Below are 24,801 nucleotides of genomic sequence, written 5' to 3'. Positions count from 1 at the left end.
GCCCCTTTTACTGGGGCCTTACCTTCCATTAATCAAGCAAATTATCAATAAATTTTTCTTCATAAATATAAAGATATGTACCATCCATGCGATTGAACTTTGATATTTCTTTGAGCCATAACTTCCATCTACTTTTGAGCTTATCCTTTGAAATACCTAATTGCTGAATATAATTCTTAAAAAATTTATCATTTTTAACCAAATAATTTAAGGCATATTCCTTGTCTTGCCTATCTCCAATTGCAGCACTCGGGGGAATATGACAATAACTAATTTGACTATTATCCTCAAACAAACAATCCGCTTTTATAAGATTGAAATAATCTAACAAATTTATCATTATTTGATAAGTTAATAATGCTTTTCTGAAATCACCAACATCTGCAAAAATCAATCTTAGCCACGACCATTTTTCATACGAGTTAATAAGATAATCGAAGGATTTAAAACAATCTTTGCCAAGCGAATCAATCCATCCAGTAACAGATTTAACCTTATATAAGTAATCATAGTTGGAGGAATTTAAAGGTATTTTTTGTTCAAAAATATCTAGGACTCGACTTACATCGTCATTATCTATTTGGAGAGCCCCATAAATATGATGGTACATATATCCCAGTAATTCTGGTATGTGGTAAACAATCGTTCTACCACTGTACTCTTTCCAACCCTCAATTGCTAATAAGTCAACTAATAAACCTTCTTGCTTACTAAATTTCTCATTAAATGATAAATACCCAGCAAAAGCCACCAAATATAACGGTGCCGCAGTATTGATAAACTTATCTGCAACTTCAAATAGCTTATCTTCAGTTACTGATATTGCATATTGATCTCTTAGTACCAAAAGCTCTTTTATAACTTCTTTTTTAACTTTCTTTGCAAGTGCCCTATAACTATGCTCATCATTTTGTTTTGCATAAAAAAGAGCTGTATCAAATACCACTTGATGGTTGTTTTCTTTTATAACCTGCACAATATCAATTTGCTCTATAGGAATTGCTACTTCTGGCATTTGATCTAGGATATTTCTACCTAGGGGTGGCTTTGGATTTTTTGGCCTTTGATAAATAACCCTCCCAATTTCATCGATAAAATCATCATTAGAGTTAAAAGTAGAGCGGACTATCGTTTTTCTTGTTTTAGTGAGGAAATTTGGAATACAGTCATTAAAATCTAAATTTTCATCAAGAATAACTGGGATAAATTTAGATGATCCTACATTCTCATATAATTCACTTGTAATAATTGTCTTTTCATATCCAACGCCACCTCGCGCTTCATCAGCTTTTAATTTATATAATGGAGTCAAAATACAAATTACTTTATCACATATCCTGATCTTCTCCATCAGGTCAGGTAATTGACCACCAGTAGGATTGTCTTCTTCATAAAAATCACCAATAACATCTATGCCATATTTTATACGTAATGTATCAGCAAGCTCCCTAACTTTAACTTTGTGGTCATGAGTATCATGAGAGTAAGAAATAAATATTTGTATAGGATCACCAGCCATACTAAACCTTGAGTTAACAAAAGCGCATTATACAATGACCACAGATTCATGTTCTATCATTTTTGAACCAAACCTATACTAAGTTAGCTCTTCGGGAGATCGTCGTAATTGACTACGATATCGTACGACACAGTAAGCTATTTGTAGTAAAAACCCCGGCAAAATTTATAATATAATAAGGGGATTAAAATTGAAGAGGATAACTCATAATCTATTTACCTAAGTTGCTATCAATAGAATAATCATTTCTCATCCCTAAGTTGGCAAAAAATTCCCTTAAAATACTCTATAGAATTATTTGCACCAGCGCTTATCTGAAGTAAGTAAGCATTTTCATTATCCCACCAAAGAGCATCATGTGGTCCATAACAATTATTAAAACTGGCAATGTATATATTGCTCGAAATCAGAGCACTCTTCGGGTTTAGGACAGTTAAACTAAAATTACTATATCCACTATATGAATTCATACTAGGCAACCTAGAAAGTGCTGGTTTTTTTATTGGAAAAGAATCTTTATTGAAAACGCGAAACCATGCAATTTGATTTTTCTTTCCATTTTTCGGAAGCATTACTAGTTGTGTTTCAGCTATTTGATCTTTATCACCATAAATAATTTGGCAATCTGGAATAAAATCCAAGTTTAAACTGCTTAAATAATTTAAATATTGCTCTGGGTTTCCGGCATTAAGAATATTATGCATTGGCCATCTTAAATTCCATAAACTAGAAGGTGGTTTATATTCATTTCTATTAATACACGCATTTTCCAAACAGTTGCTATGACGTGACCAATAGGATAGTTCAAAAAAATTCTTTTTTAAGATTTCATTTGACGACGCAATAGGAGAAAAAAATTTACAAAGTTCGATGAACTCATCATCTGTCAAACTGCCTTCAAGTAGACGAAGTTCAATATTAGTCCCATAGGAAAAAAAACTTAATGTTTTCGATTTTGAATAATCATAACCAATCCAACATATGTTTTCCTCACACACTACATAGGGCTTCATTTCCCAAACCCAATGATCGTATAAAGCAGCGTGATCTAATGTTGATAAAGGTCCAAAGTCATACAAAAACTGCTTACATCTTAAGAGAGCATCCTTGTATTTAATAAAGAAGGAATAAGAAGAAAAATGAGCGGAACACCAAGTAGACCATTTTTTAAATTGATAATGACTTGGTTGTTCGTTATAAGGAACATCCTCTTCTCTAAGTATAAAGTTAGATAAAGCCGCCTCGTCAGAGTTGGGTATCAAGATAACAAAATTTACTTTTTCCTGAGCTAGTGAAGGTGTGATTTCATGCACTAAATTCATTTTATAAATTCCAGCATATTAAGAGTTGATAGTTATCGATAATTTGACGGGACTAAACTAATTCAAATCATTGTTAGGTTGAATGTTCTTTTTCTGCCTCTTTCGTTTCATGTATTTTGTCATTACTCATAAAGAAACCTGTTATTGATGCCCTTACATGATTTCCTGCTGCATTTTCTACTTTTTTAATACAGTGCAAAATATTATTTTTAAAAATAACCAACCTATTGGGTTTAGGTACAATGTAATATCCAATTCCATCATCAGCATACTTATTCAATGCAGCACTATTAAGATGGTATCCTACCTTTTTCTTCATATTATTGATTAAGGTCACTTCAAGGTAATCGAAGTCAAGTTGCGGTGTCGGATTAATCAGTAATTCAGCCCCCCAACTTATCTCCCAAATAGGATGGCAGTAATAAACATAGGCACCTGAGATTTTGTATTTACCATCCGTATGCCAAGAAAGTCCTGAACCTCTTGGATAAAGGTAGGGTCTAGAATAGAAAAAGTCCCAATCTCTGTCTTTATGTCCTATTAAATGAGAAAACTCCGATGAGGTTGTGATTAGTTCCTGTATAAATAAATCAATGGTTGTGTTTGTAGGGTAAACTTGCTCTGTGGTACAGGGCTCTGGCCTAGGATGAGAAATAGCAACATTTCCCCACAAAGGAGAGCCATCCTCAAGACTAAAAGCATTTACCCATCGAGAAGAATGAACAAACTTGAATTGTTCAGTTTGAATAAAATTCCAAATTTGTTCAAAAGCTGATGGTTCTAAGAAGTCATCAATGACTGCCAAAACATCATTGTTTAAAACTAATTTCATAATAGTAGAACTATCAAAGGAGATGCATTGATCTCCCCTGATTACCAAGGCATATATTCATCCTTATCTTCATCCGTATCAATTCTATTAAAATAATATTCTTTCATAACATCTCCTTATTCAACACCTTGTAAAGCAGGTTCAGATTATAGATTCATTGTTTCATCAAGGCAATCAAGACAAGGAGACATTTTTTACACCATGATCTTTATAAGATCACAAAATGATTATTTATCTCGTATTTTGTTTTTATTTAGATCATATTAATTCTCATTTTTTCACTAATTGGCAAAACATGTTCATCATGGTGATTTGTTCAATATTGGTTGGTACTGATTCTAGTAATGCTGGAGAATACACAATAACAGCCATACATTGTGCTCTTGATACGGCGACATTAAGTCGATTCTTATCGAAAAGAAAATTTAAACCACGAGGCGATTCATTAGCGCTACTTGCACACATACTTAAAAATACAACTGGAGCTTCTTGCCCCTGGAATTTATCAACACTACCTACTCGTGCTTTGTCTCCAAGAGCTGCCTTCAATTTATTAACCTGATAATTATAAGGGGCAACAAAAAGCATATCATTCCAATCAATTGTTTTTTGTTTCCCGTCTTTGGCATTAAAAGTCCGCCCTAGTAATTCATGGGCTAAAGAAACAATTTGCTCGACTTCTTCATCACTGGCTTGAGTATTTCCTTCGTGCATCACTGGTACAGTGATTATTCCGGCCTCCTTGTTCAAAATACCATGATAACCAGGAGGAATAGTTATCGATTGCTCATCATTTTCAGGAACTGTTTCAAGTTTTCCCTCATACACTGCCTCGCTAATAAATTGATTTACTGCCGAGTGCATACGATAGGTTGTTCCCAAAAATACTCCCATTGAATCTGGAATAGTTGGGGTTGAATGTAATAGATAATCCAATATGGATAATCCGCTGTCCTCTGGATGACTACCTTGGGAAGGTTGACCTAGTTGCATTTGATCGCCCATTAAAATGATATTGGCTGTTGATCTGCTCATGGCAATCAGATTTGCTACACTAACTTGTCCAGCCTCATCGATAAAAAGATAATCAAAAGCTTTTTCCAGGTCATCTCTGGAAAAGCCCCAAGCGGTTGTTCCTACGACACATCCTGCTTGCATGAAACCTGCAATATCTTTATTTTCCAGTACATTAATATTCAATTCGTCAATGACTGGGTCAGTATTGCGTGTACAAGCAAAATGTCCAGCAATTCCTTCTTTATGACAGTATTTGGCAGTGTTAATCAATAAATTATTGATGGCTTTATGACTATTAGAGGAGATACCTACTCTTTTGCCTTTTTTAATCAGCTCAGCAATCAAATGTTTACCTGTATATGTCTTTCCAGCACCAGGTGGACCCTGGATAGTTAAATAACTATTATTCAGATTAATGACTGCCCAAATAATCTCATTCAATCGTTGTTTCGGATCATGACTCAGGGCTATTGCTTGACCTGAAACATGCCCATTGATTCTGGGGATAGATTTACCTAAAAAATCCACAATAGCAGTTTTTTCAAGCATCCCTTTTGCAAATGCCTCTGCCTGTTTTGTAATTGCTTGTGGTATTGGATCAGGATTAACGTATTCATTTGGAATTAAAGTAATAGGGCTATCAGGTTCATCTTTTAACTTTAACGCAATAATCCCATGCTCCAAATTACTATCTTCTGGATGGTAAGTAGCTTTTATGTTTTTACCATCAGGAGTCTCATTGCCTAACAAATAATAATCTTTTGCATTACCCTTGAACTCTTGATCCGGATCAAACAAATATTCAAAAACAAAATTGGATCTAGGAGTTGGTTTATAAGGTGGTTTTTCAGTTCTATAGCAAAAAGCCAGGCAATCAATATCATCGAGTAATTCTTCATGACTTACCCCTAATCTATCAAACAAGCGCCAAAACACGGGTTTTGATTCACGTCTGTGAAATTCAATTGACCAAGCCATAACAGAATGAATTTTAGATAACTGTTCCTGTCCTTCGATATGTAATTGTGAAGCTTGTTCAAGCAATCTATCGCGAAGTTTAATACGCTCGTTAATTTCTTCTTTAACTTCAGGATCGATCAATTCTGTTTTGCCAAGAAAACAAATACCATAAGCTTCCTGTTGTTCTCTTAACCAGGTAACCAATTCCTGAGTAGAGTTACAATCATCAATATTGTAATCACGAATGTCGTTTAATATTTTTGATGTGTGCCACGTTTCACCATCAGGATTTTCTCGCCACCTCTCATAAACAACCACTGAATCTCCACCCGAACCAACTTCTGTATCTCGTTTAGCACGATACAAATGCTCAACATTTTTGATTGAATAGCGCGGTTCGCCTATTAGTAGCGCACCTTTTACAATTTTATATAAATCAACAAATACTTCATTGCGTAACAATTGATCCACTTCGAACTCGCATACACCATATCTACTCATTAGTTTGCGACACGCTGTAATTTCATAACTTGCATAATGGTATATGTGCATAGACGGATCTTGCTGCCATCTTTGGTAAGCCCATTCAACAAATGATCTAAAACTTTCTTTTTCCTGATCTTGGTCATGCGCCCAAAAATCCATGTATTGACGTTGATTATTATCATCAAAATAAGTCACACCCCAAAGATACTCCAAACCTCCATCTTCTAAAGGAAATCCCTCAATATCAAAAAAAATATCATGTTTTGATTTAGGTGGTAACAGAGCCAATCCTTGCTTTTTTCCATTTTCATTATTAATTAACTGATAAGCAGGAATATCTTTTCCAATACTCTCTTTTTGAATTTTGGCTTGAGCTTTTAACCGCTCAAAGAGTTCAGGTTTTATTCCTTTTACAGTTTTATAATCAGAATTAGCTAAAGCAGTCATCGTATTGATACCCGCTTTATTCAATTTCTTGATTTGTCCTGAAGTAATGGTAGCAACTTGAATTAGATGATCTGCTTTTAATAGAAGATTCTCTGCATGCTTACTCCATCTTCCCCAACTTTTTGATGAGGCCGGATCAGGACATTTAACGGGATCAAATTCTTGATGCAGAGACAAAAATTTTTGTTTAAGATTTTGGTAGAAATAAAAATAATCATTAACCCTAAATCGCTTTTCTTCCTTATTACCCAAAACAATAGTGATATGCTCAGCAGTTGTTTGCTGCATTACATGAAGCATTTCAGCATAACAACATAATTGCACTAAAAAATAAGTCTTAACAGACTTGGCTAATTTAGTATCCCAAATTTCATAGCAATAATCTCCAAAAATACTTTTACCTGGGACTTTAATCAAAAAATCAGCGAACCCTCTAAACGGAAACAATTCCAAGTGTGCTTGATAAATTACATCTACCCCATTTTTCATAGCATCAATAGTTGCTTGATATGAATCAGTCAGTTGGCGCAAATTAGCAACTACTAATCCTTTAGTTTCAAATGCAGCTAATACTTCTAACTCATGTATATTTCCCATGTCATGCAAAACACTCAACAATTCATCACTTTCATCAGGAGCAGGCACCAAGTTTGGATGAGTTATTGAAAGATGTTCCATCCATGATGCAAAGGGGCTTTCCATAAACTGAGTCAGATCTGATGGTGAGAATACAATTTGGTTGGATTCAAGATACATTTAGAGATTACCTTTATTTTCTTATCACTAAGCCTTTCTTTGGTGGCTTAATTCCTTAACTTAATAACAAAGTGATTAATTATTGTTCTATATTATATTTAACTCTTGGAGAAAAATATGGACATAAGAACTTCGTTCTATTGGGATGCCAAAAGTAAAAGCATACACTATTTAATATGCGATTTTACTGAAAATGAATTTAATTTGCTTGTTGAACCAAGAAAAATCGATATCAATTTGAATGATTTTAAAAATAGCGTGCAAAAAACTGTCCGTGAATATTTTGATCAATTAATCAGTTTTAATCCTCAAGACACCAAGATTGAATATAAAATATTAGCTAGCGGAAGTCCTGCACAACTATTCCAAAAATATCGTAAGTCTTCAGATTACTCAGAAATAGTAAAAACTATTTTTGAAATGGAAGTTAAAAAATTCAATGTAAGGGGTTCAGTTAAATTGCAGCCACAAACAAAGTCTCTTTTAACAGGAGAGTCTCTATATCAATTCAAAAACCAATTACATAGACTTAGGTTGATTAATTCTTTGAGAAAAGATGGTTATAAATGGCACTTGTGGTCCATTTTAATACATGCAACCAATACAAATTATAATGAAAAATTCCCACAGGGTGCAATTAGAGTGATTAACTGATTTAAAAAAATAATTGCTAACCGTATGATTTCAAAAGAATTAAATGGCGCGCTCGGAGGGACTCGAACCCCCGACACCTTGGTTCGAAGCCTGATACTCAATAATAGGAAACATTATAAATCAACAACTTACGATGCATCAAATGACCGAAAAACTGCCTGAAAACTGTCATAAACACACTACAAACGGTTATAGTTACGGCACGTTTTCGTCACTGTTGTGTCAGGAAGTGCTAGGCAGTTATCTTCCTGAAATATAGTTGGAAAGCATTGCTTAACACGCTGCATCAGTAGTGCTTGTTAGTTAAATCACTGCGATAAGATTTCCGTTCCATTTCTGCTATTATTATTGGAAGTCCATTACCTCAGTATAGGACTCATGAGGTAGAATGGTATTTTTCAGATAACCTCTTATAGACCACTAGTGCTTTGTAAAACCTAAAATTTTTAGACCTTTTTCAATATTGTTGATTATATTCGGTTGCGATAACAAGTATTGACCTATATGTTTTGTTAATTGTTCTTGAGCGACACCAAAAGCCTCATTCCATTCGGTCTTCTTAAAATCTCCATGACCTAAATACACTAAAGCAACTAAGGTTGCTTGCTGGTCCGGAGAGAGTCTATTTATTAGAGTAAGCACGCTTTGGTATTCTGGATCAGATAAAATGAGAGATGAATCCTTTTCCCTGGTCAATTTAGGATACTCATCTATTTTTTCTTGAAAGTGTTTTATTTGCTCAAGAATAGCTCGTATTTTTTGAGGTTCCATATTTAGCATTTAATTCTCCTATTCATTAAGTTTAATTATAGTCTATGTTCGGCTTTCTATAATAATGCCCTTATTTAAATAAAATAGGTGAATTGTGGCTTTGTCGCAAAAATTATTAGTAACGTAAACCGTAGGAATTCTGGGCGAGTTTATGCCGCGAGACCATAAAACTGCTCAAAAATAGACTGATTACCTGTCTGAATATGTTAGCCTTTGTCGCAAAAAATGTTGGATTTTGATAGAGTCTTTTGCCTTTTAGGTGTCTCAGTCAATGCTCAACTTCAAGTGAAAACATTTTAAACAGGATATTATGTTGATGCTGGTGAGATGGTGCCTTGCCTTTAAGTTACAATTTAATAAATAAATAATGTATGGTGAAAAGGATGTAATAAAAGAAGATTTTAGAAACATTCTAAATAGGAATGGGTTTTATGCTAATGAATTTAAAAATAACGATAGAGAATGGCTCAAGTTATGATCCAAACCAAATTGTCGGTGCGCAAGTATGGATAACCATAGAAAAGAGTTCTATTAAAAAACAATATGAGTTATAGCAGTGGTGATTGGCCTAATGATTTTGTAACTGATTTATTAAATGGCTATTTTAATTAATAGGTAGGTTAGCGCTAATTATCATTCTCGCAAAGAGATTAACTGTTTTTTAGGTTAAAATTTTCTGCATAAAAGATGCTGGTCTCAAAGTTAAAACTATAATTTGAAATATAATGGTTAATAACCAGGGAAAAAATATGAAAGCGCTCTCAAATCGAGACTCATATGAAACCTGACTCAGTATAGAGAATAAGAACCTAACCTATACACGACCTAGCAAATATAATATTAAAAAAATTATTAAAATGGTCCCTATAATTCCTGATGGTGCATACCCCCACTCTCTACTATGTCCCCATGTTGGCAAGGCACCAATTAAAATCAGTATTAAAACCACAAGTAATATTGTACTAAGCATTATGTCCTCCTTGAAATTACATCCACACATTAACTGTAGCACAGAAGTTAACAATTGATTGTTCGGACGCAACTCCGTGCAAAATTTACATAAATGAGTTAGTCATAAGCACAAGTTCTAAATTCTTTTTCGAGAAAATGTGTTTTGTTATTCGTAATTTTACCGTTTAAGTTACCGAGCTTTCCCTGCGCTTGGGTTAGCATCCAAACAAATAGAGAGTCTAAATCATTTCCAGAACGATTATTTATCTTTATATTATCAAAATATAATTGAGCAGTGTAAGTAAACATATCGTTCTCCCTAAGAAAAAATAAGATGCGCTATCAATGCGAACAAGATAAGGTATAATGTGATTACATGTTTTTTGCGAAGATATAAAAATAAAATGTTTATACAAACCTTATCTATGCAGTATAGCTTAAACGAGCCATTTTGATTTTTCAAAGAGTCGCAAAGCTATAAAAAAATTATTCAGAAGCATTAGCGTTTAATTCTGACTGAAAAAATAATTTGTATATAAAAAGCGCAAAAACACCTACTAGGGCGCAGAATATACTTGCTAACAATATACCCAACCGAGCGGAATTATTAAGATTTTCATTGAATGCTAAATTAGCTATGAAAATAGCCATTGTAAACCCGATTCCGGTCAATATACTGCCACACGCTAATAATATCCAGTTAAGAGTTCTAGGTCTCTTCGCTAACCCAAGAAATTCAGCGATAAAACTAAAACCGAAAACCCCTATAGGTTTACCCAGAATGAATCCTAAAAATACAGATAGAGTAACTCCATTAAAATCTGAAAATGATATCAACACTCCTGCATTAGCTAGTGCAAACAAGGGTAATATTAGATAACCAATCCATGGGTGCAATAGGATTTCCAGTCGCTCAACTGGGGAAAGGGTTTCACGAACAGCTACTTCAGCAATGTGTAATGCTTTGCGATCATTGGTATCTCCACTCCAATGCTCTCCTGGAGGATAAGAAACCATATGCTCTAAAATTTTATGTAATCGTGTATCATTTACCCATGCACCAGTTGGGGTCATTAATCCAAGAATAACGCCAGTAATGGTGGGTTGAATACCAGATGCATCAATTGAAATCCATGTCAGGACTCCAATACAAAAAAATACAGTTATGCTGCGAATTCCTATTTTTTTCATCAGGTACACGAGAGTAAACCCTAATATTGATATTGCAAGAGCCATCCAAGAAACCCCCTGGCTATAACCAATAGCAACAATTAGGATTGCGCCAATGTCATCAATAATAGCTAATGACAACATGAATATTCGCAGACTTTGAGGAATGTGTTTACCCAATAAAGCCAAGCATCCAATCACAAAAGCGGTATCCGTTGCCATAACTGTACCCCAGCCATTTTGTCCTGGTTCACCTAGTTGGAGCAGGAAGTAAAATAAGGCTGGGACAATCATCCCACCAATAGCCGCGATAATGGAAAGTGCTGCCATTCTAGGATTTCGTAGTTCACCTAACACCAATTCTCTTTTTAATTCTAAAGACACAAAAAAGAAAAATAAGGTCATTAGTCCATCATTTATCCAGCCATGGATTGGACGAGCAAACTCAAAACTCCCCAGGTGAATTCCTAAAGATATTTTCCAAATAGATAAAAAAGATTCAGACCAAGGAGAATTCGCTAAAATTAGAGCCACTATAGTGGAGAGCAAGAGTATGCCTGCTGTACTTGTCTCAATACGAATAAATCTATCTAATGGTTTAGATACCCAATGTATGGGTTCTTTAGGTAACTGTGGATTTAATGGCACTCGTTTATCCTTAACCAATAATTATTAGACTATCATAAATAAAGCTCGCATTACTTGCTCAAATGCTTTTGTAAAGCTTCAAACAGATAAGATAATGCGTTTGATTAGCTCATTACTCTGCTGAGTTTCGTTGTGATTGATACTGTTGATCTTCCAAATCGAACTTATCTTGCAATTTCTGTTGCACCTATGCCTAGAGTATACAGCGAAACTATTTTTTGGCGAGCATCAGTTCGACTTCGCCCCAATTTTACACTTTTTAGTTTGGCTTCAGTAAGGACTTCATTGCCATAACTACCAAACCCAATTGGATGCTACGCAGGAAATCCTGAGTCATAGAACCCTATTTATAAAACCCATAAGTTACATTCATCTTTGGGTTACTGCAATCAGCATCAGTTTGAAAATCAATACCAGAGTTTGATAAGAAAAGTGCTGTGGACTTTGACCTATTGTTATTGAATAGTAGTATAAAACACACTAAACAAAGCTCTGAAAGCGTACTCTAGGTTCAGCCTAAGGAGGCTAACTTCCAACGCAAAGTTACGAAGAGTCAAATAGTAGTCTAGAATTAATAAAATCACAGTTACGTTAATAACATCAATGCATCGTTAATACTAGGAGTAATAAAATGAAAAAAATGGAATGCTCGAAGATCACATGTCTTTGGACGCTGCGCTTTGAAATGCTAGGCGTTATCCTATTGGTTATCGCAACCGGCTTAACTATCTCTACTCACAGTGGTCTTGGAATAGTTGCATTATTTGCTGCGGGAGTTGTTTTATGTCTGTTTAATAAGTTGTGTTGTTACGTTTGTCCATCAAAACACTCATCTTGTCCTGTATGTGATATGTCTCATTCTTCTCACCAAGAAGAACCTGAACAAACACAAGAAAAAGAAGAGCTCGAAGCAAAAAAAGCCATGGATAATGAGGGGGGAAATCAAGCTAATAGGACAAAATAATCTTTTCATAGAAAAAAGTGCTTCTAATTGCAGCGAAATATCTAATTTTTTTAGAGCATAGTGAGAGTGGATCACATATATCCACAACACTCTTTTGTAAATATCACCTTTCATTTTCATAAACTTACGTCATATAAATAACATCAATCCAACTAAATGGGAGTAATTATCAGCTATAATTTACTATGGTGGTTGTAGTTTAATGATTAAATTGTAAATGCAGTTTCTGGTTAACAAACAAGGAGTATAAAATGCCTATTGGAGTTTTGTTTTGGGTTCTGATGCTCGTTTGGTTACTTTTCGGATTGTATTGGCATCGAACTGAGTTTTCTCGTGGCAACTATGGTATCGTCGGTGGCAATATAATGTTATTTATTTTATTAGCCATAATAGGCTGGAAAGTTTTTGGCCCCATCCTTCATTAGATCTTGCTCCCAGAGTTCAGTGACAAGATCCGACGATAAAATGCCCTATCAAAAAGGGTTTTGTAATCCTTAGTGGAGGGGTGTGCCTTTACCTTTCATATTTAAGATAGTCAGCTTCCGCTCAGGTGTTAGGTAGTTTTTTTCTGTGACTCTAAAAATCAATAGTACCTAATACAAGCTATTTTCGATTGTTAGTGTAAATTGTCTCACTTAATCAGTTTTACCTTCCCAATAAATTCGCGATAGATTAATTAATTTGCTAGTCTAACAATTATGTTTTGTAACCTTATGGAGATAATCATGAATCAGGACTATTTACAAAATTGGACTATGATGATGGGTGAAATGCAAAAACCATATCAAGAAATGCTGGATCTTAATGTTAAGACATTACAAGGTTTAAAGTATTTAACGGTTGAAGATATGTCCTCAATGAAACAGCCTGGAGAATTACTGGATAAACAGATTAAGCTTATGATGGAAAATAGTCATATGATTCTAGATTATATGACACAATCATTTCAACTTTTAGAATATTCTTTTTTATCGCTTTCAAAACAATTTAAAGAAAATACAGTTCAATCAATTAAAAATTCAGGTGCTGGGCTGTCTAAAAATCAGAAGACTGTCTCTGAAATAATGACGAAAACGGTGAAACCTTCGGAGCATAAGAAAACTGCAAATAAAAATAAAATTGCCCCTACTAAGAATACCTTGATGAAATCAAAAAGTAAGACTGCATCCAAGAGTACACCCATACAAAACAGAGTTAAGTCAGAACAAAAAACAACCAAGTCTACACGTGAACAGGAAGTATCAGCTCTTAAGAGAGCGCTACCTGAAAGCAAGAAAAATATACCCGCACACAAAAAGATCCTCACAGAGAGTAAGAAGGGTATCTCAATAGACAAACCCATTAGTTCGAATGAGAAACAAAAGGATGTGCCAGTGCTCAGTAAGGATATTTCTGATAAAAAGGAAGATAGGGTAAAAAACAGGATGACTAAATTAGAGCGTAAGATGGGAATGCCAGAACCAGAAACAGGTTTATTATTAAACCAGATGAGCCTACCGGATGACTCAATGAGTAATCAACCTGATATTCATAACTTTATATCTGAGCATCATACAAGTCAGTCCGAACATCCCTTAACCGAGCAGGAAGGTAAGGGAAAAAATCCTTTTAAAAAGTAAATAAAAAAAGACAAATAGGGTATGTTGATTTCATTGGCCTGTTGCATCAAAAGAAATGTTACTGAAGGGGTATTCGTTGGTAGGATAAACCCTGCTTGGTACCAAGCAGGGTTTATCCTACGAACTTGCCAATCGATGACGAAACTCAGATACAGAATTAAGTAGCTATATTATAGTTAAGACAAAAATGCAACCCACTCCCCAAGACAACGAAAACATGAAAGACTTCATGATATCCAAAGACGCTAGGAAAGGGATCCGGCCACTTAAAAGCATAGATTAGAGCACCTAGTGTATAGGCAACTCCTCCTATTACTAATAGCTGAATATTTGTTGTGTCTAGCGAAGATTTAATTTCGGGAAAATAGAGAATTCCAATCCAACCCATAGCAACATAAAGAACCGCTCTAGACCATTTGGGTACGTGAGTCCATAAGGTCGTTATTAACATTCCAATTATTGCAACTAGCCAAAAGACGAATAAAAGTTGCAATCCAGATGCGTTCTTTAACTTAAGTAGACAAATGGGAGTTGCTGATCCTGCTATTAAAACAAAAATAGCTGCATGATCAATGCGTCTAAGTAATAAATATTTTTGCCGAGTCCACATGCGGGTATGATAAAGCGCACTCACACCATATTGTCCAATAAGGCTAATACTATATGTTACACTGGCAAAAATGGCGTAAGCCCCGTTGCTGTAAATGATTAGTATAGTGCATGCACAAAGAGTGATAAAAAATGCTGCTAAATGTATATATCCACGTGCAAGAGGTTTCATAATTAATAGTTTTCAACTTATTTAAATTCTTAAGCAAGGGATTGCGGGATGAAAATTACCCAAACTTCTTTCATTTTTCATTTGGAGTTTAGATTATGCCTGCATCCCTATATGAATGTCTAGGTGGTGGCCAAGATACTGTTACTACTTCTGCTGTGAATATTTTCTATCGAAAAATCCTGGCCGATCAACGCATTAAACATTTCTTTGATGGGCTAGATATGGGGCAACAAATTATCAAAAAAAAAGGATATTTGTTACGCTCATTTGGAGTATTTCCAAAAAGTGTAGCCAGAAGTGTAGCCAGGAATTTGTGTATTAAAAATTTTTTGTCTATAACCCTTGCTGGGCTTGGTCGGGACGGAAGGATTTGAACCTTCGACCACTAGCACCCCATGCTAGTACGCTACCAGGCTGCGCTACGCCCCGACTGCTGGCAAATGATAACGAAGTCTGGAAGAAATAACAAGAGCAAGAGTATTTATTCAAGAAATCTCCTATTGAACTCATTTAGAATTGAGCTCACACTTCAATAGAGTTTAAAAGATGTTCCACTTATTTTATAAAATCGGGTTAACTTACTCACAGTATTTCTTAATTTATTAACCTATACTCCTTTCTCATATTAATTAAGGCCATGATTCTGAGAAACAGAAACCCTTACTTTTGCATTTAGAACATCATCCATTAAAGATTCAGCAAAATCAAAAGACTCTAGAATGGTTTTGAAGTGTTGATTTTTCTCTAAAAATTTAATAACAGACTCAGCAGTTTGTTCATCTTCTGGAAAATTAATTAACGTCTGATAAGCCTCTAACAAATCACGATCCTGGGCATCAATTTGTCTTTCTATCTCATTAACTTGCTCCATTGAATCTGCTGAATCTAACTTCGTTTTAAAATGAATCTTTTGTTTTTCAATGAGTTCAGTAATTGGCTTTAAAACAGTAATAGAATGAATAAATTTTTTCGCGAGATTATATTTAGGTTCAGGTAATTCTTCTTTTAAAAGATAGAGACTTAGCCGCTCTTTATTTTTTAAAATTTTATCCGTTATAATTTGATTAAAATTTAGAACATTAGTAAAAGACTGAAATTCGCTTTTATCTTTCATATCTTGTAGTAGAATATTTTTTATATTTTGATTCAAACCCTTCATTTCTTTTATAAGAAATTTATCAAGTTCTGATTCTGTTTTAATAATGTCATTAACAATCTTAAAAAATTCGGGGAATGAATTGACTTTGTCTAGTTTTTCACCAAGAAGAAAAAGCTCTTTATTGTATTTTTCTATGTCTAATTGAACATTATTAAGATTTTGAAGGATTAACTGCGCTCTTTGCTTGTAATCTGCTTCATTAAATACCTTTGTCGTTTGCATATTTCTATCCTCTTAATAAATATTGTTTTCTATCCACTTATTTCTTTTGGAGTCTCTTCAGTAGATCATCTTGACTGTCTTCTTTTGTTTCTTCTTTCGTTTCTTCTTTAAAAAATTTCATGTTCTTTTGCTTATTTGCACTACGAATATGCTCAGGAACTTCTTGTTCAAAACTTTTTATGGCCTCTTCTTTTTGAGAGTCCTCTATAATTTCTCTTTCAGCTCTTGTCTCAATCATTGCTTTTTTGCCTTCTTCAACAAGTATCTTGAGTTTTGTAGCCCATTCGGGTATTTCTGGCGGAGCTCCAAAGCTGCTGTCTTGTCCACCTACATAGGGATTTGGTTTAAATTCCGATTGATAAGTTTGTCGCGTAGCACCAATTTCTGAAAGTAAACCACGACTCCCTCCTTTTTCTCGATACTTTAAAAGATCTTTATATTGCTTTTCTATTTCTTGAAGCTTTTGGGTTAACTCAAGTTGGGATTCGGAAGTACCTCCTTTTTCTAGTGCTTCCTCGATTTCTTTTCTTGCTGCATCATAATCAATTGTTAATTCACGTACATTAATACGACAAGGTTCTTGTTGATAGCCAAATAGCATTAATTCGATTACATCTCCTGTGTTTAACCGCTGAGAAGGATCTTGCATATATTCCTCATGTTTTGATAATCCCCCTTCCGTCTTTGTATGCCAATCAGCATAAAATTGAGCAAAGCGCTCTTCAATTTTTTCGATCTCACCTACATTAAAGAATTGAGTAAACGCCTCCGTTTCTTTTAAAGCCTCCATATGTTGATTAAAATCCTCTGGAGTATATGGTTGATTATTTTTTAACCGATAGTGGTTATGATTATGAAGTGATTCAATTTCTAAGTGATGCATTAATTTTAAATGTACTGAATTACTACCACGATAATATAAATCACAACCATTTGTCACTTTTCTATGTGCCTGGGCCGCAGAATGATAAAGTATGTCTCTAAACCTTTGAGGATATTGATCCATAACGCCTGGCTTCCAGAAATACCAAGTCAAACTATGGGCTTTGACTTGCAATGCAATACGTATTTCAATTTCTTTACCTTCATCAAACATTTCATATACTTCGCCTTTTGTTCTTCGAAATATACGCCCTGGAAATTTATTTACCAACTCATTGTATGCATCCTCATTACCTGCCTTCACATAGGTCTGTAATTGCTTCAAAACACCATCATTTTTATTTATATAATCTTCTTCGTCTCCTGTATATGAGGTATAAAGTGTAGTGCGCTGGGTTTTCTCTAGTAATATAAAAAATGGCGTGTGTTTACTCAGTTTAGGTCTTTCTATTCTTTCATCCATAATGACCTCTACATTAAAAATTATTAACTTTATGATTAATTATAGAGCAAACAGTAGTTTATTTATAAAATGAAATTTTTATTGCCATTGATGCAAACTAAATAATGAGTAAGATATTTGATTTATTAGAGCTATATTTGTAAAAAAATATTGCTAGATGAAAAATCTTTGAATATCCAAGTGAAGCTCGTTATAATAAAAAAAACATCAATTCACCACATAGCATATGATTGAAAAAATGATTCAAGAGGACTTCCTCAACACTCCCATTAAAGAATATAAAGGAAATGTTGCCCCTGCTCTCTCTGAAAGTGAATTGTCGGAGCTTATCAATCAAATAAAGTCCTACTTAGATCTAGCCAATTTATCAGAATCTGAACTCGAACAGAGTAATACCTTATATTGGCTGACCCATGGTTTGTCTAATGCCATGAAAAATAAAAATTTCTCTTCCTCTTACGAGATCGCCTCTATTCTTTATAACCTAAGTAAACAATATCCTCAGCTTGCAATAACGATGCTTGGAAAAACAATTGAAGCTGGTGAATTTAAAGGTCAAACCGGGATTTTTGTTTGGATGGATCGACTCTACAGTGCAACATTTTATTCTATTTTTTCTCCGACATTAATCGCTATTGCTTCAATTTTTTCTCATTTACTGGAACAAGAGGGTAATGCGCTTTCCTCAATTATGGTTCAACCTATTGAAAGTGGTTTTACAAGTGGGACAAATGCCTTATTAAACCTTATTTACGCGTTAAAAAATGCATCCGAGTATGATTGTAATCACTCGATAACAAATTTAATTGCAGAACTCTTAGCGAAGTTTATTACTCAATCTCCTAATGAGTTAGGATTTGCGATAACCCAAGAAGTTACTAAAGGTGCATTTTCTGGAACTGGGTTTATGGATTTTATAATACCTACATTGGCGCGATGCTCTCAAGACAATATTGATGCTGTAAAGACTATTTGTAACATTCTTTTAATAGTAAATGAAAGGCATACCCAGCCATTAATGAACTCACTTACTAAAATCAATCAAAGTGGCTACAATCAAGGATTGCATGCTTTCCATATTATTTTAACAGCACTTGTTTCCGCATCATACATTGAAAATAATACAGAAATGTTCAATTTACTTGTTGATCTTATTCACGATTTTTTTAAAAAATCACCGGATACAATGAGCCCAGTATTAACTCAACCAATCAAGATAGGAATACGAAAAGGTGAAAATGGGATTATGCATCTTGTTCAGGCATTAGTTATTGCAATGGACCGAAATATTGATACCTCTGCAGTGACAAACTTATTATTAAAAATAATTGAGCACAATGGTAATGATCTTGCAGAAGCATTTACTAATAATGCTGTAAGTCAAAGTACTCATTATCAATATACCTCTTTAGCGAAATTAGAAAGCAAGCTCAATAATGAACAAACTACAGCTATTCAAAAAAGTGAGCTTGAGAGCATTGTAAAGAAACTCATGGAAGTCAATTCGAATCATAAAAAGCATCCTTGAGTATTCCTTCCAGCTAAGACGCTTAGCTCTTAGCTGGTCAGTCAACTCCATTAAATTATATCAAATGGAGTATATTTTGCTTGGACTCCGTATTTTAAGCATGTAATGTTAAACTTAAGAAAAGCCCCTGAAAGGAGAAATTATTTGTTTCATTTCCTGCAATCCGTTGAGGTCCTAAATTACCTACCCCAGTAAATCCCCTAATTGTATCCATCGCACTAAAATATTCATTAATTTGATATCCTACTGCAGCAGTCCAAGTAGAAGCATTGTGCAATTGATGTGTATAATCTAATCCAATTTTTCCAGTAACGCTATTTACAACTCGATTGCGTTTAGGCCAATTAAAACTGAGATTTGATCCAAGAAAAACAGCGGAATAGGATTGCATCGACCCCGCCATAAGCGCATAATCAAAATAACCAAGCAAGCCAAATCCATTCCATAAATTATAGTGGCCATCCAAACCAATCAGTGGTCCAGCCCCACTATATTTACTGTTTAATTCTCCTGGAGCCGCAAAAGTTAGCTCATGTTTTATTTGCGCATATCGCACCCCTAAAGAAGGGCGAATGGTAAATACTCCAGAAGTATCACTGTATTTTCTTCCTGCTTTAACATCTACTTGATCTACTCTATAGCTTAAATATGCATCGCTGACCAATCCAGGATTAAAATCTATAGGAATAGTGGCATCAGGAAATAAAATACTGCCAAATAAAATGGAGCCATTTGCAAAAGAATTTACTGCATGAGTTTTGTTATTTAAATAAAGATAGCTGACTTCAACATTATTAGCAGTCATAGGTATATCATAACCAATGGCCACACTACCAGCCCATTGATAACCTGGATTAAAGGGCTTGCTTTGCGCTTGCGAACCACCGGGAGCCTCAAACAACCAACTGTCAGTAACTAAACCTAATCCTGTTTCACTGGGTTGCACATAATAACCAGTACCATTAACGTATAATCCACCAGGGCTCTTAAATGCACAAAGCATGCTTGAACAAACTGGCCCATCCTTATCAAGAATAGGTGGGGTAGTAGCAAATGCCACATTTACTAAAAATAAGCCACTCATAACTAGTGGATAAAACTTACCTGTCATATTTCACTCCTTATTTATTTTCTTCATTAACTTACTCATTTTAAACAATAATTACAATTAGTTTATTTTAAACTTAGAAAATCTTTTGTCATTACTAATGCTTTAATATTCTGCGCTTCAAATTTTGAATGCACGATTTGAATGTATTGGTTACAGCTGAGTAATTCCGCATATTGCAAATCAGCTACTGCATTATTTAACATCCCTTTTGCTGAATTCGGCTCATCGCTCATAATCAAAACTGCTGCTGTATTTACTTGTATTGATGCACTATAAAGTTTATCAATGCATTGCTTTCTATTCTGTTTTTCCGAAGTCGAAATAATGACATGGGATAACTGATGACATTGATTGGCTAAAAATTCTTTACTTAGCTCGGACTGAGCATTCATGCTAAATAGGATTAAATTGCAAATTAAAGAACGTCTTAAAATCATTTTAAACATAGATACTCCTGTAAGTTGCCGACAAACCCGCCGTTACTTCACACACTCCCTATGAAGTAAATTCTACCAAATCACTAGCAATACTCGTCAAATTCATTCATCTTGCCAAAATGATGCGCTACCATGAAGCAGAAGTCATTCTCGAGGGAATCCATTTTTAATGCAGCATCATGCCGACTTTGTTAATGGATCCATCTAATGGAAATAACAATCACTCTAACTTAATGGTAGCGTGGAGCAGGCTTACACCTTTCTCCATTGAGTAAATATTATTAATACTCTTTAATCACATTTTGCTTCATTAAACAAAAGCATTAATTCCTGTAATATGTTTTCCTAATACAAGAGTATGAACATTGTCTGTGCCCTCGTAGGTAAAGACTGATTCTAAATTAAGCATATGGCGAATTACATGATATTCCAGGCTGATTCCATTTGCCCCTAATAGATTCCTGCATTTTCGTGCAATTTTCAATGCCTCGCGACAAGCATTACCTTTAGCAAGAGAAATCATTATAGGATTTTCGCGATGATGATCTTTTATTCGTCCCACTTGTAAATTAAGGCACTGTGCTTTAATAATTTCAGTATACATATCCGCTAAATCTTTTTGAATGAGTTGAAAAGAAGCTAACGGCTTATTAAATTGCTTGCGCTCCAGTAAATAATCGCGGGTAATATCGAAACAAGCCATAGCTGCTCCCATAGCTCCCCAAGCAATACCATATCGTGCCTGGCTTAAGCAACTTAAAGGAGCACCTATACCTTTATCACTACCGGGAAGATAATTTTCATCAGGAACAAAAACATTATCGAATACTAATTCTCCGGTGATTGAAGCACGTAACGACATTTTTAGTTTAATTTCAGGGCGACTTAAACCTTGGGATTTAGTATCCACAATAAAACCGCGTATGCCTTCATCTGTTTTTGCCCAAACAATAGCAATATCAGCAATTGGTGAATTGGTTATCCACATTTTGGCACCATTCAAACACCAACCTCCATCGACTTTTTTCGCTGTTGTTCTCATGCCTGATGGATCAGAGCCAAAATCAGGTTCAGTCAAACCAAAGCATCCAATAATCTCGCCGGTAGCCATTCCTGGTAAAAAACGTACTTTTTGTTCTTCGCTACCATACCGAAAAATAGGAAACATACATAAAGAACTTTGTACAGAAACAAAGCTACGTAGACCACTATCCCCTTTTTCTAATTCTTGGCACACTAAACCATAAGCAACATAAGATGCCTCTGCTCCCCCATATTCTGCAGGTAAAGTTAAACCTAGTAAACCTAATTCAGCAGACTTTCGAATCAACTCACGTGGAAATTGAGCATGTTCAAAGGAGTCAGCCATCAAAGGCATTACATCATTGCTGACAAAACGCGCTACGCTATCACGTATCATACGCTCGTCATCATTCAATTGTTCATCAAGAAACAACAAGTCGTCCACTCTCTTTCTCCCTTTTATCTGACTCTAACGCAATTACAGCGTCAATAATACTTTCTTTACTGGGTAATAAATACTGCCATGCATTACCCAAAGGAATAAAGCAATCTTTACCCGTAATTCGTTTGATTTTTAAGCTGGATGAAGCTTCTTCCAAGAGCAAAGACATTAACCCTTCGCTAACAGAACCACTTCTTCTACCTTCATCCACAATTAACACCTGTTTTGCCTTGGCTATTTCTCTTAAAATAGCATCGCTTGGTAAGGGATTAAGCCAACGTAAATCCACAACTTTCACTGAAATTTTATGTTCTTCCTGCAGTACTTGTGCTGCTTGTCGTGATAAATAATAACCATTAGCATAAGTCAAAATGACAGTTGTTCCTTCACCATAAATACCCACTTCACCCAACGGGATCTCAACATCAGGGGCCGGATAGTGAAATAACCATCCGTTATCACCAGGGACATGTAAATCTTTAGTCATATACAAAGCAATAGGTTCTAAAAACACAACAACTCGCCCTTGCTCATAAGCCAAACGCATACAAGTACGCAACATTTTTGCAGCATCTGGGCCATTGGATGGACAAGCGACAATGACACCTGGCAAATCACGTAATACAGCAATAGAGTTATCATTATGAAAATGACCACCAAATCCTTTTTGATAAGCTAATGAAGCAATACGTACAACCATGGGATTTTGGTACTGACCACTGGAAAAAAAGGATAAGGTAGATGCCTCGCCACGCAGTTGGTCTTCTGCATTATGTAAATAGGCTAAAAATTGGATTTCTGGGATAGGGATAAATCCATTATGAGCTAAACCTATAGCAGTACCTAAGATAGTTGTCTCATCCAAAAGAGTATCAAACACTCGACGCCGCCCAAACCGTGCTTGCAAATCCGCAGTCACGCGATAAACACCTCCTTTCTTACCAACGTCTTCACCAAACACCAACATATTGGGATATTGCAGCATTAAATCTGTCAGCGCAAAATTAATCTGTTGGCATAAATTACGCTTTTGAGTTAATTGCGAAAACGCATTGGCAAAAACGTTTACGCGCTGGTCTTCGCTCGGAAGAGAATAAGTCTGTTTTGGAGATACCCTCGGAATCAATGAAGACATTACTTCATCTGCACTAGAAAGCTTAGGCTGTCTAATCGCTTCTACGGCTTTGGCTTCGATTAAATCTTTATTGCTTTGGTAAAGACTGAGCATATCTTGAATGCTCATCCAACCCTCTTCATAAAGCAGCCCTGCGGTATGAAGCAAAGGATCATCTGCTTCTCTAGCTTCAATTTCTTCTTGAGTGCAATATTGAGATTCAATATCAGAACCAGCATGTCCTAATAAACGAATACAACGCATATGCAAGAAAACAGGTTGTTTTTTTATTCGAGCTAAATACTCCGCTTCCTGAGCCGCGGCATAAGCATCAGCAATATTTAATCCATCACAAGTCAGATAATGCAATCCAGGACGTGCACAAATAGAGCGCTCTATCCAATCATGAGGAGTAGAGACAGAAATTCCTATTCCATTATCCTCACAAATAAAAACTATGGGTAAAGGATAATTTTGCTGTGCCATCCAGGAGCAAGCATTCAGGGTAGCTTGTGCAGAAGCATGATTCGTAGATGCATCGCCAAAAGAACAAAGAATGACTGAATCCGAATTTAAATTACTAGGAATTTTTAATTCTTTTGCTCGGGTAATGGATATTGCTGCCCCTAAGGCTTTAGGCAGATGAGAAGCAATAGTCGATGTTTGTGGCGGAATATTTAAAGGAACACTACCAAATACTTTATGGCGGCCCCCTGATATTGGATCCGTCGCTGCAGCAACCAAAGACAACAAAATATCCCTCACACCATCAGTGCCTGGAAATTTTTTGGCGCGCTGTAAATAAAATGCGCCACTTCGGTAATGCAAAAAAGCCATGTCCTCTGCGCGAAAAACCTGCCCCCATACCGCATTGCCTTCATGCCCGCTACTTCCAATAGTATAAAAAGATAAACCCTTTTCTTTCAGTTGCCTGGCAATCAAATCAAGCAGACGCGATTTGATTTGCGAATCAAAGAGGTCAATAGCAGTTTTCTTATCCAATTCCGCCGTTTCCGGATCCATCGTACTTTTGGATTTTGGAAAGTCTGCTTGCTGGATCCGACTTACAAACCGCTCATCAACTACAATAGCCCTGTCTAACATCGCTACATCCTGTTTGAGTTATTTTCTAAGAAGATGATGAGTATATACCGATTCAAAATGAACAGGAAGAATGAGTTATTGTAATCATAAAACATTATTTAACTTCTTTATGCCGAGCTCTGTAAGCATGGATACCAATATGAGCCTCAAAATTGGCCATAATTGATCAAATAATGTACAATTTTTATAAGTATCCAAGAAAGGGGCGTTATAATGAAATGGATTATCCTAATAATTAGTGCTGTATTAATGTCGGGATGCTATTACTCAACTGATGTAGTCGAATACAGACAAGTTGTGCCTACTGTTCAACCTGTAGCAGTTTATTCCTATCCAGCGGTTGACGTTACAGCAACCACTATTGATTGGTATTAATCACTTGTGTTCGCCGTAAAAGGCATTATGCCTTTTACGACGTT

The 24,801-nt window shown here is 35.3% G+C and carries 22 protein-coding genes and 1 tRNA gene; 7 read left to right on the top strand and 16 right to left on the bottom strand.

The window, feature by feature from the left end:
* Positions 1-28 precede the first annotated feature (28 nt).
* The 4 genes from DYH34_RS03360 to DYH34_RS03345 all read right to left on the bottom strand — a co-directional run bounded on the left by DYH34_RS03360 (position 29) and on the right by DYH34_RS03345 (position 7,339).
* On the bottom strand, positions 29-1,519 hold the full coding sequence (locus DYH34_RS03360) for a toll/interleukin-1 receptor domain-containing protein (RefSeq protein WP_058463420.1): 1,491 nt from the start codon (positions 1,517-1,519) through the stop codon (positions 29-31).
* A 242-nt stretch (positions 1,520-1,761) separates the two neighbouring features.
* Positions 1,762-2,841 carry a hypothetical protein gene (locus DYH34_RS03355; RefSeq protein WP_058463421.1) on the bottom strand — a complete coding sequence of 360 codons (1,080 nt, stop codon included), beginning with the start codon at positions 2,839-2,841 and terminating at the stop codon, positions 1,762-1,764.
* 73 nt (positions 2,842-2,914) lie between these two features.
* Positions 2,915-3,673 (bottom strand): 2OG-Fe(II) oxygenase, encoded by a 759-nt coding sequence (locus tag DYH34_RS03350; RefSeq protein WP_058463422.1) that lies wholly within the window; start codon positions 3,671-3,673, stop codon positions 2,915-2,917.
* Positions 3,674-3,943: 270 nt separating this feature from the next.
* A complete protein-coding gene (locus DYH34_RS03345) occupies positions 3,944-7,339 on the bottom strand; it encodes a TM0106 family RecB-like putative nuclease (RefSeq protein ID WP_058463423.1) in 3,396 nt (1,131 codons plus the stop codon).
* A 117-nt stretch (positions 7,340-7,456) separates the two neighbouring features.
* On the opposite strand from DYH34_RS03345, the gene DYH34_RS03340 reads away from it, so the two are divergent.
* The gene (locus DYH34_RS03340; RefSeq protein WP_238589410.1) at positions 7,457-7,993 is read left to right on the top strand and encodes a hypothetical protein; all 537 of its coding nucleotides are present in this window, start codon (positions 7,457-7,459) and stop codon (positions 7,991-7,993) included.
* Between the two features lie 420 nt (positions 7,994-8,413).
* Here the strand turns inward: DYH34_RS03340 and DYH34_RS03335 are convergent, their stop codons facing one another.
* The 4 genes from DYH34_RS03335 to nhaA all read right to left on the bottom strand — a co-directional run bounded on the left by DYH34_RS03335 (position 8,414) and on the right by nhaA (position 11,533).
* The gene (locus DYH34_RS03335; RefSeq protein ID WP_058463424.1) at positions 8,414-8,773 is read right to left on the bottom strand and encodes a DUF3775 domain-containing protein; all 360 of its coding nucleotides are present in this window, start codon (positions 8,771-8,773) and stop codon (positions 8,414-8,416) included.
* A gap of 805 nt (positions 8,774-9,578) precedes the next feature.
* Positions 9,579-9,734, bottom strand: coding sequence for a DUF3309 family protein (locus DYH34_RS03325; RefSeq protein ID WP_182393494.1), 156 nt, complete (start codon positions 9,732-9,734; stop codon positions 9,579-9,581).
* Positions 9,735-9,832: 98 nt separating this feature from the next.
* The gene (locus tag DYH34_RS03320; protein WP_058463426.1) at positions 9,833-10,024 is read right to left on the bottom strand and encodes a hypothetical protein; all 192 of its coding nucleotides are present in this window, start codon (positions 10,022-10,024) and stop codon (positions 9,833-9,835) included.
* Positions 10,025-10,201: 177 nt separating this feature from the next.
* Positions 10,202-11,533, bottom strand: coding sequence for a Na+/H+ antiporter NhaA (nhaA, locus tag DYH34_RS03315; protein WP_065240084.1), 1,332 nt, complete (start codon positions 11,531-11,533; stop codon positions 10,202-10,204).
* 631 nt (positions 11,534-12,164) lie between these two features.
* Here nhaA and DYH34_RS03310 point away from each other — a divergent pair.
* The 3 genes from DYH34_RS03310 (at position 12,165) to DYH34_RS18160 (ending at position 14,116) form a co-directional block, all read left to right on the top strand.
* Positions 12,165-12,497, top strand: coding sequence for a hypothetical protein (locus tag DYH34_RS03310; protein ID WP_058463428.1), 333 nt, complete (start codon positions 12,165-12,167; stop codon positions 12,495-12,497).
* Between the two features lie 251 nt (positions 12,498-12,748).
* Entirely contained in the window at positions 12,749-12,922 is a 174-nt protein-coding gene (locus DYH34_RS17940) for a hypothetical protein (RefSeq protein WP_157061439.1), read from the top strand.
* 300 nt (positions 12,923-13,222) lie between these two features.
* Positions 13,223-14,116, top strand: a complete 894-nt coding sequence (locus DYH34_RS18160) for a hypothetical protein (RefSeq protein ID WP_058463429.1) — start codon at positions 13,223-13,225, stop codon at positions 14,114-14,116.
* 157 nt (positions 14,117-14,273) lie between these two features.
* Here DYH34_RS18160 and trhA read toward each other — a convergent pair whose 3' ends face one another.
* Positions 14,274-14,897, bottom strand: a complete 624-nt coding sequence (trhA, locus tag DYH34_RS03300) for a PAQR family membrane homeostasis protein TrhA (protein WP_058463430.1) — start codon at positions 14,895-14,897, stop codon at positions 14,274-14,276.
* 95 nt (positions 14,898-14,992) lie between these two features.
* Here trhA and DYH34_RS03295 point away from each other — a divergent pair, with 95 nt between their 5' ends.
* Positions 14,993-15,271, top strand: coding sequence for a globin family protein (locus DYH34_RS03295; protein WP_083502696.1), 279 nt, complete (start codon positions 14,993-14,995; stop codon positions 15,269-15,271).
* Here DYH34_RS03295 and DYH34_RS03290 read toward each other — a convergent pair.
* From DYH34_RS03290 to DYH34_RS03280, 3 genes are all read right to left on the bottom strand, one after another.
* A tRNA-Pro gene (locus DYH34_RS03290) sits at positions 15,250-15,326 on the bottom strand. The two genes, DYH34_RS03295 and DYH34_RS03290, sit on opposite strands and share 22 nt — an antisense overlap.
* 196 nt (positions 15,327-15,522) lie before the next feature.
* Entirely contained in the window at positions 15,523-16,278 is a 756-nt protein-coding gene (locus DYH34_RS03285; protein ID WP_058463431.1) for a hypothetical protein, read from the bottom strand.
* Between the two features lie 37 nt (positions 16,279-16,315).
* Positions 16,316-17,623 carry a hypothetical protein gene (locus DYH34_RS03280; RefSeq protein WP_058463432.1) on the bottom strand — a complete coding sequence of 436 codons (1,308 nt, stop codon included), beginning with the start codon at positions 17,621-17,623 and terminating at the stop codon, positions 16,316-16,318.
* Between the two features lie 238 nt (positions 17,624-17,861).
* Between DYH34_RS03280 and DYH34_RS03275 the strand changes: the two genes are divergently transcribed.
* The gene (locus DYH34_RS03275) at positions 17,862-19,151 is read left to right on the top strand and encodes a hypothetical protein (protein WP_238589411.1); all 1,290 of its coding nucleotides are present in this window, start codon (positions 17,862-17,864) and stop codon (positions 19,149-19,151) included.
* A 94-nt stretch (positions 19,152-19,245) separates the two neighbouring features.
* Here the strand turns inward: DYH34_RS03275 and DYH34_RS03270 are convergent, their stop codons facing one another.
* The 4 genes from DYH34_RS03270 to DYH34_RS03255 form a co-directional block, all read right to left on the bottom strand.
* Positions 19,246-20,262: an Lpg1974 family pore-forming outer membrane protein gene (locus tag DYH34_RS03270; RefSeq protein WP_058463434.1), complete on the bottom strand. Its 1,017-nt coding sequence runs from the start codon at positions 20,260-20,262 to the stop codon at positions 19,246-19,248.
* 62 nt (positions 20,263-20,324) lie between these two features.
* Positions 20,325-20,708, bottom strand: a complete 384-nt coding sequence (locus tag DYH34_RS03265) for a hypothetical protein (RefSeq protein ID WP_058463435.1) — start codon at positions 20,706-20,708, stop codon at positions 20,325-20,327.
* A 301-nt stretch (positions 20,709-21,009) separates the two neighbouring features.
* Complete coding sequence (locus DYH34_RS03260; RefSeq protein ID WP_058463436.1) at positions 21,010-22,167, bottom strand: acyl-CoA dehydrogenase family protein; 1,158 nt, start codon at positions 22,165-22,167, stop codon at positions 21,010-21,012.
* A complete protein-coding gene (locus DYH34_RS03255) occupies positions 22,145-24,382 on the bottom strand; it encodes a thiamine pyrophosphate-dependent enzyme (RefSeq protein WP_058463437.1) in 2,238 nt (745 codons plus the stop codon). Before DYH34_RS03255 ends, DYH34_RS03260 begins: the two co-directional genes overlap by 23 nt.
* A gap of 213 nt (positions 24,383-24,595) precedes the next feature.
* Between DYH34_RS03255 and DYH34_RS17935 the strand changes: the two genes are divergently transcribed.
* Entirely contained in the window at positions 24,596-24,757 is a 162-nt protein-coding gene (locus DYH34_RS17935) for a hypothetical protein (protein ID WP_165481789.1), read from the top strand.
* The last annotated feature ends 44 nt before the right edge of the window (positions 24,758-24,801 follow it).

Origin of the sequence: Legionella cincinnatiensis (assembly GCF_900452415.1) — a bacterium.
In the GTDB taxonomy this organism is placed as follows: domain Bacteria; phylum Pseudomonadota; class Gammaproteobacteria; order Legionellales; family Legionellaceae; genus Legionella; species Legionella cincinnatiensis.
The sequence above is the reverse complement of the archived record's forward strand: the minus strand, read 5'-3'. Positions and strand labels throughout refer to the sequence as shown.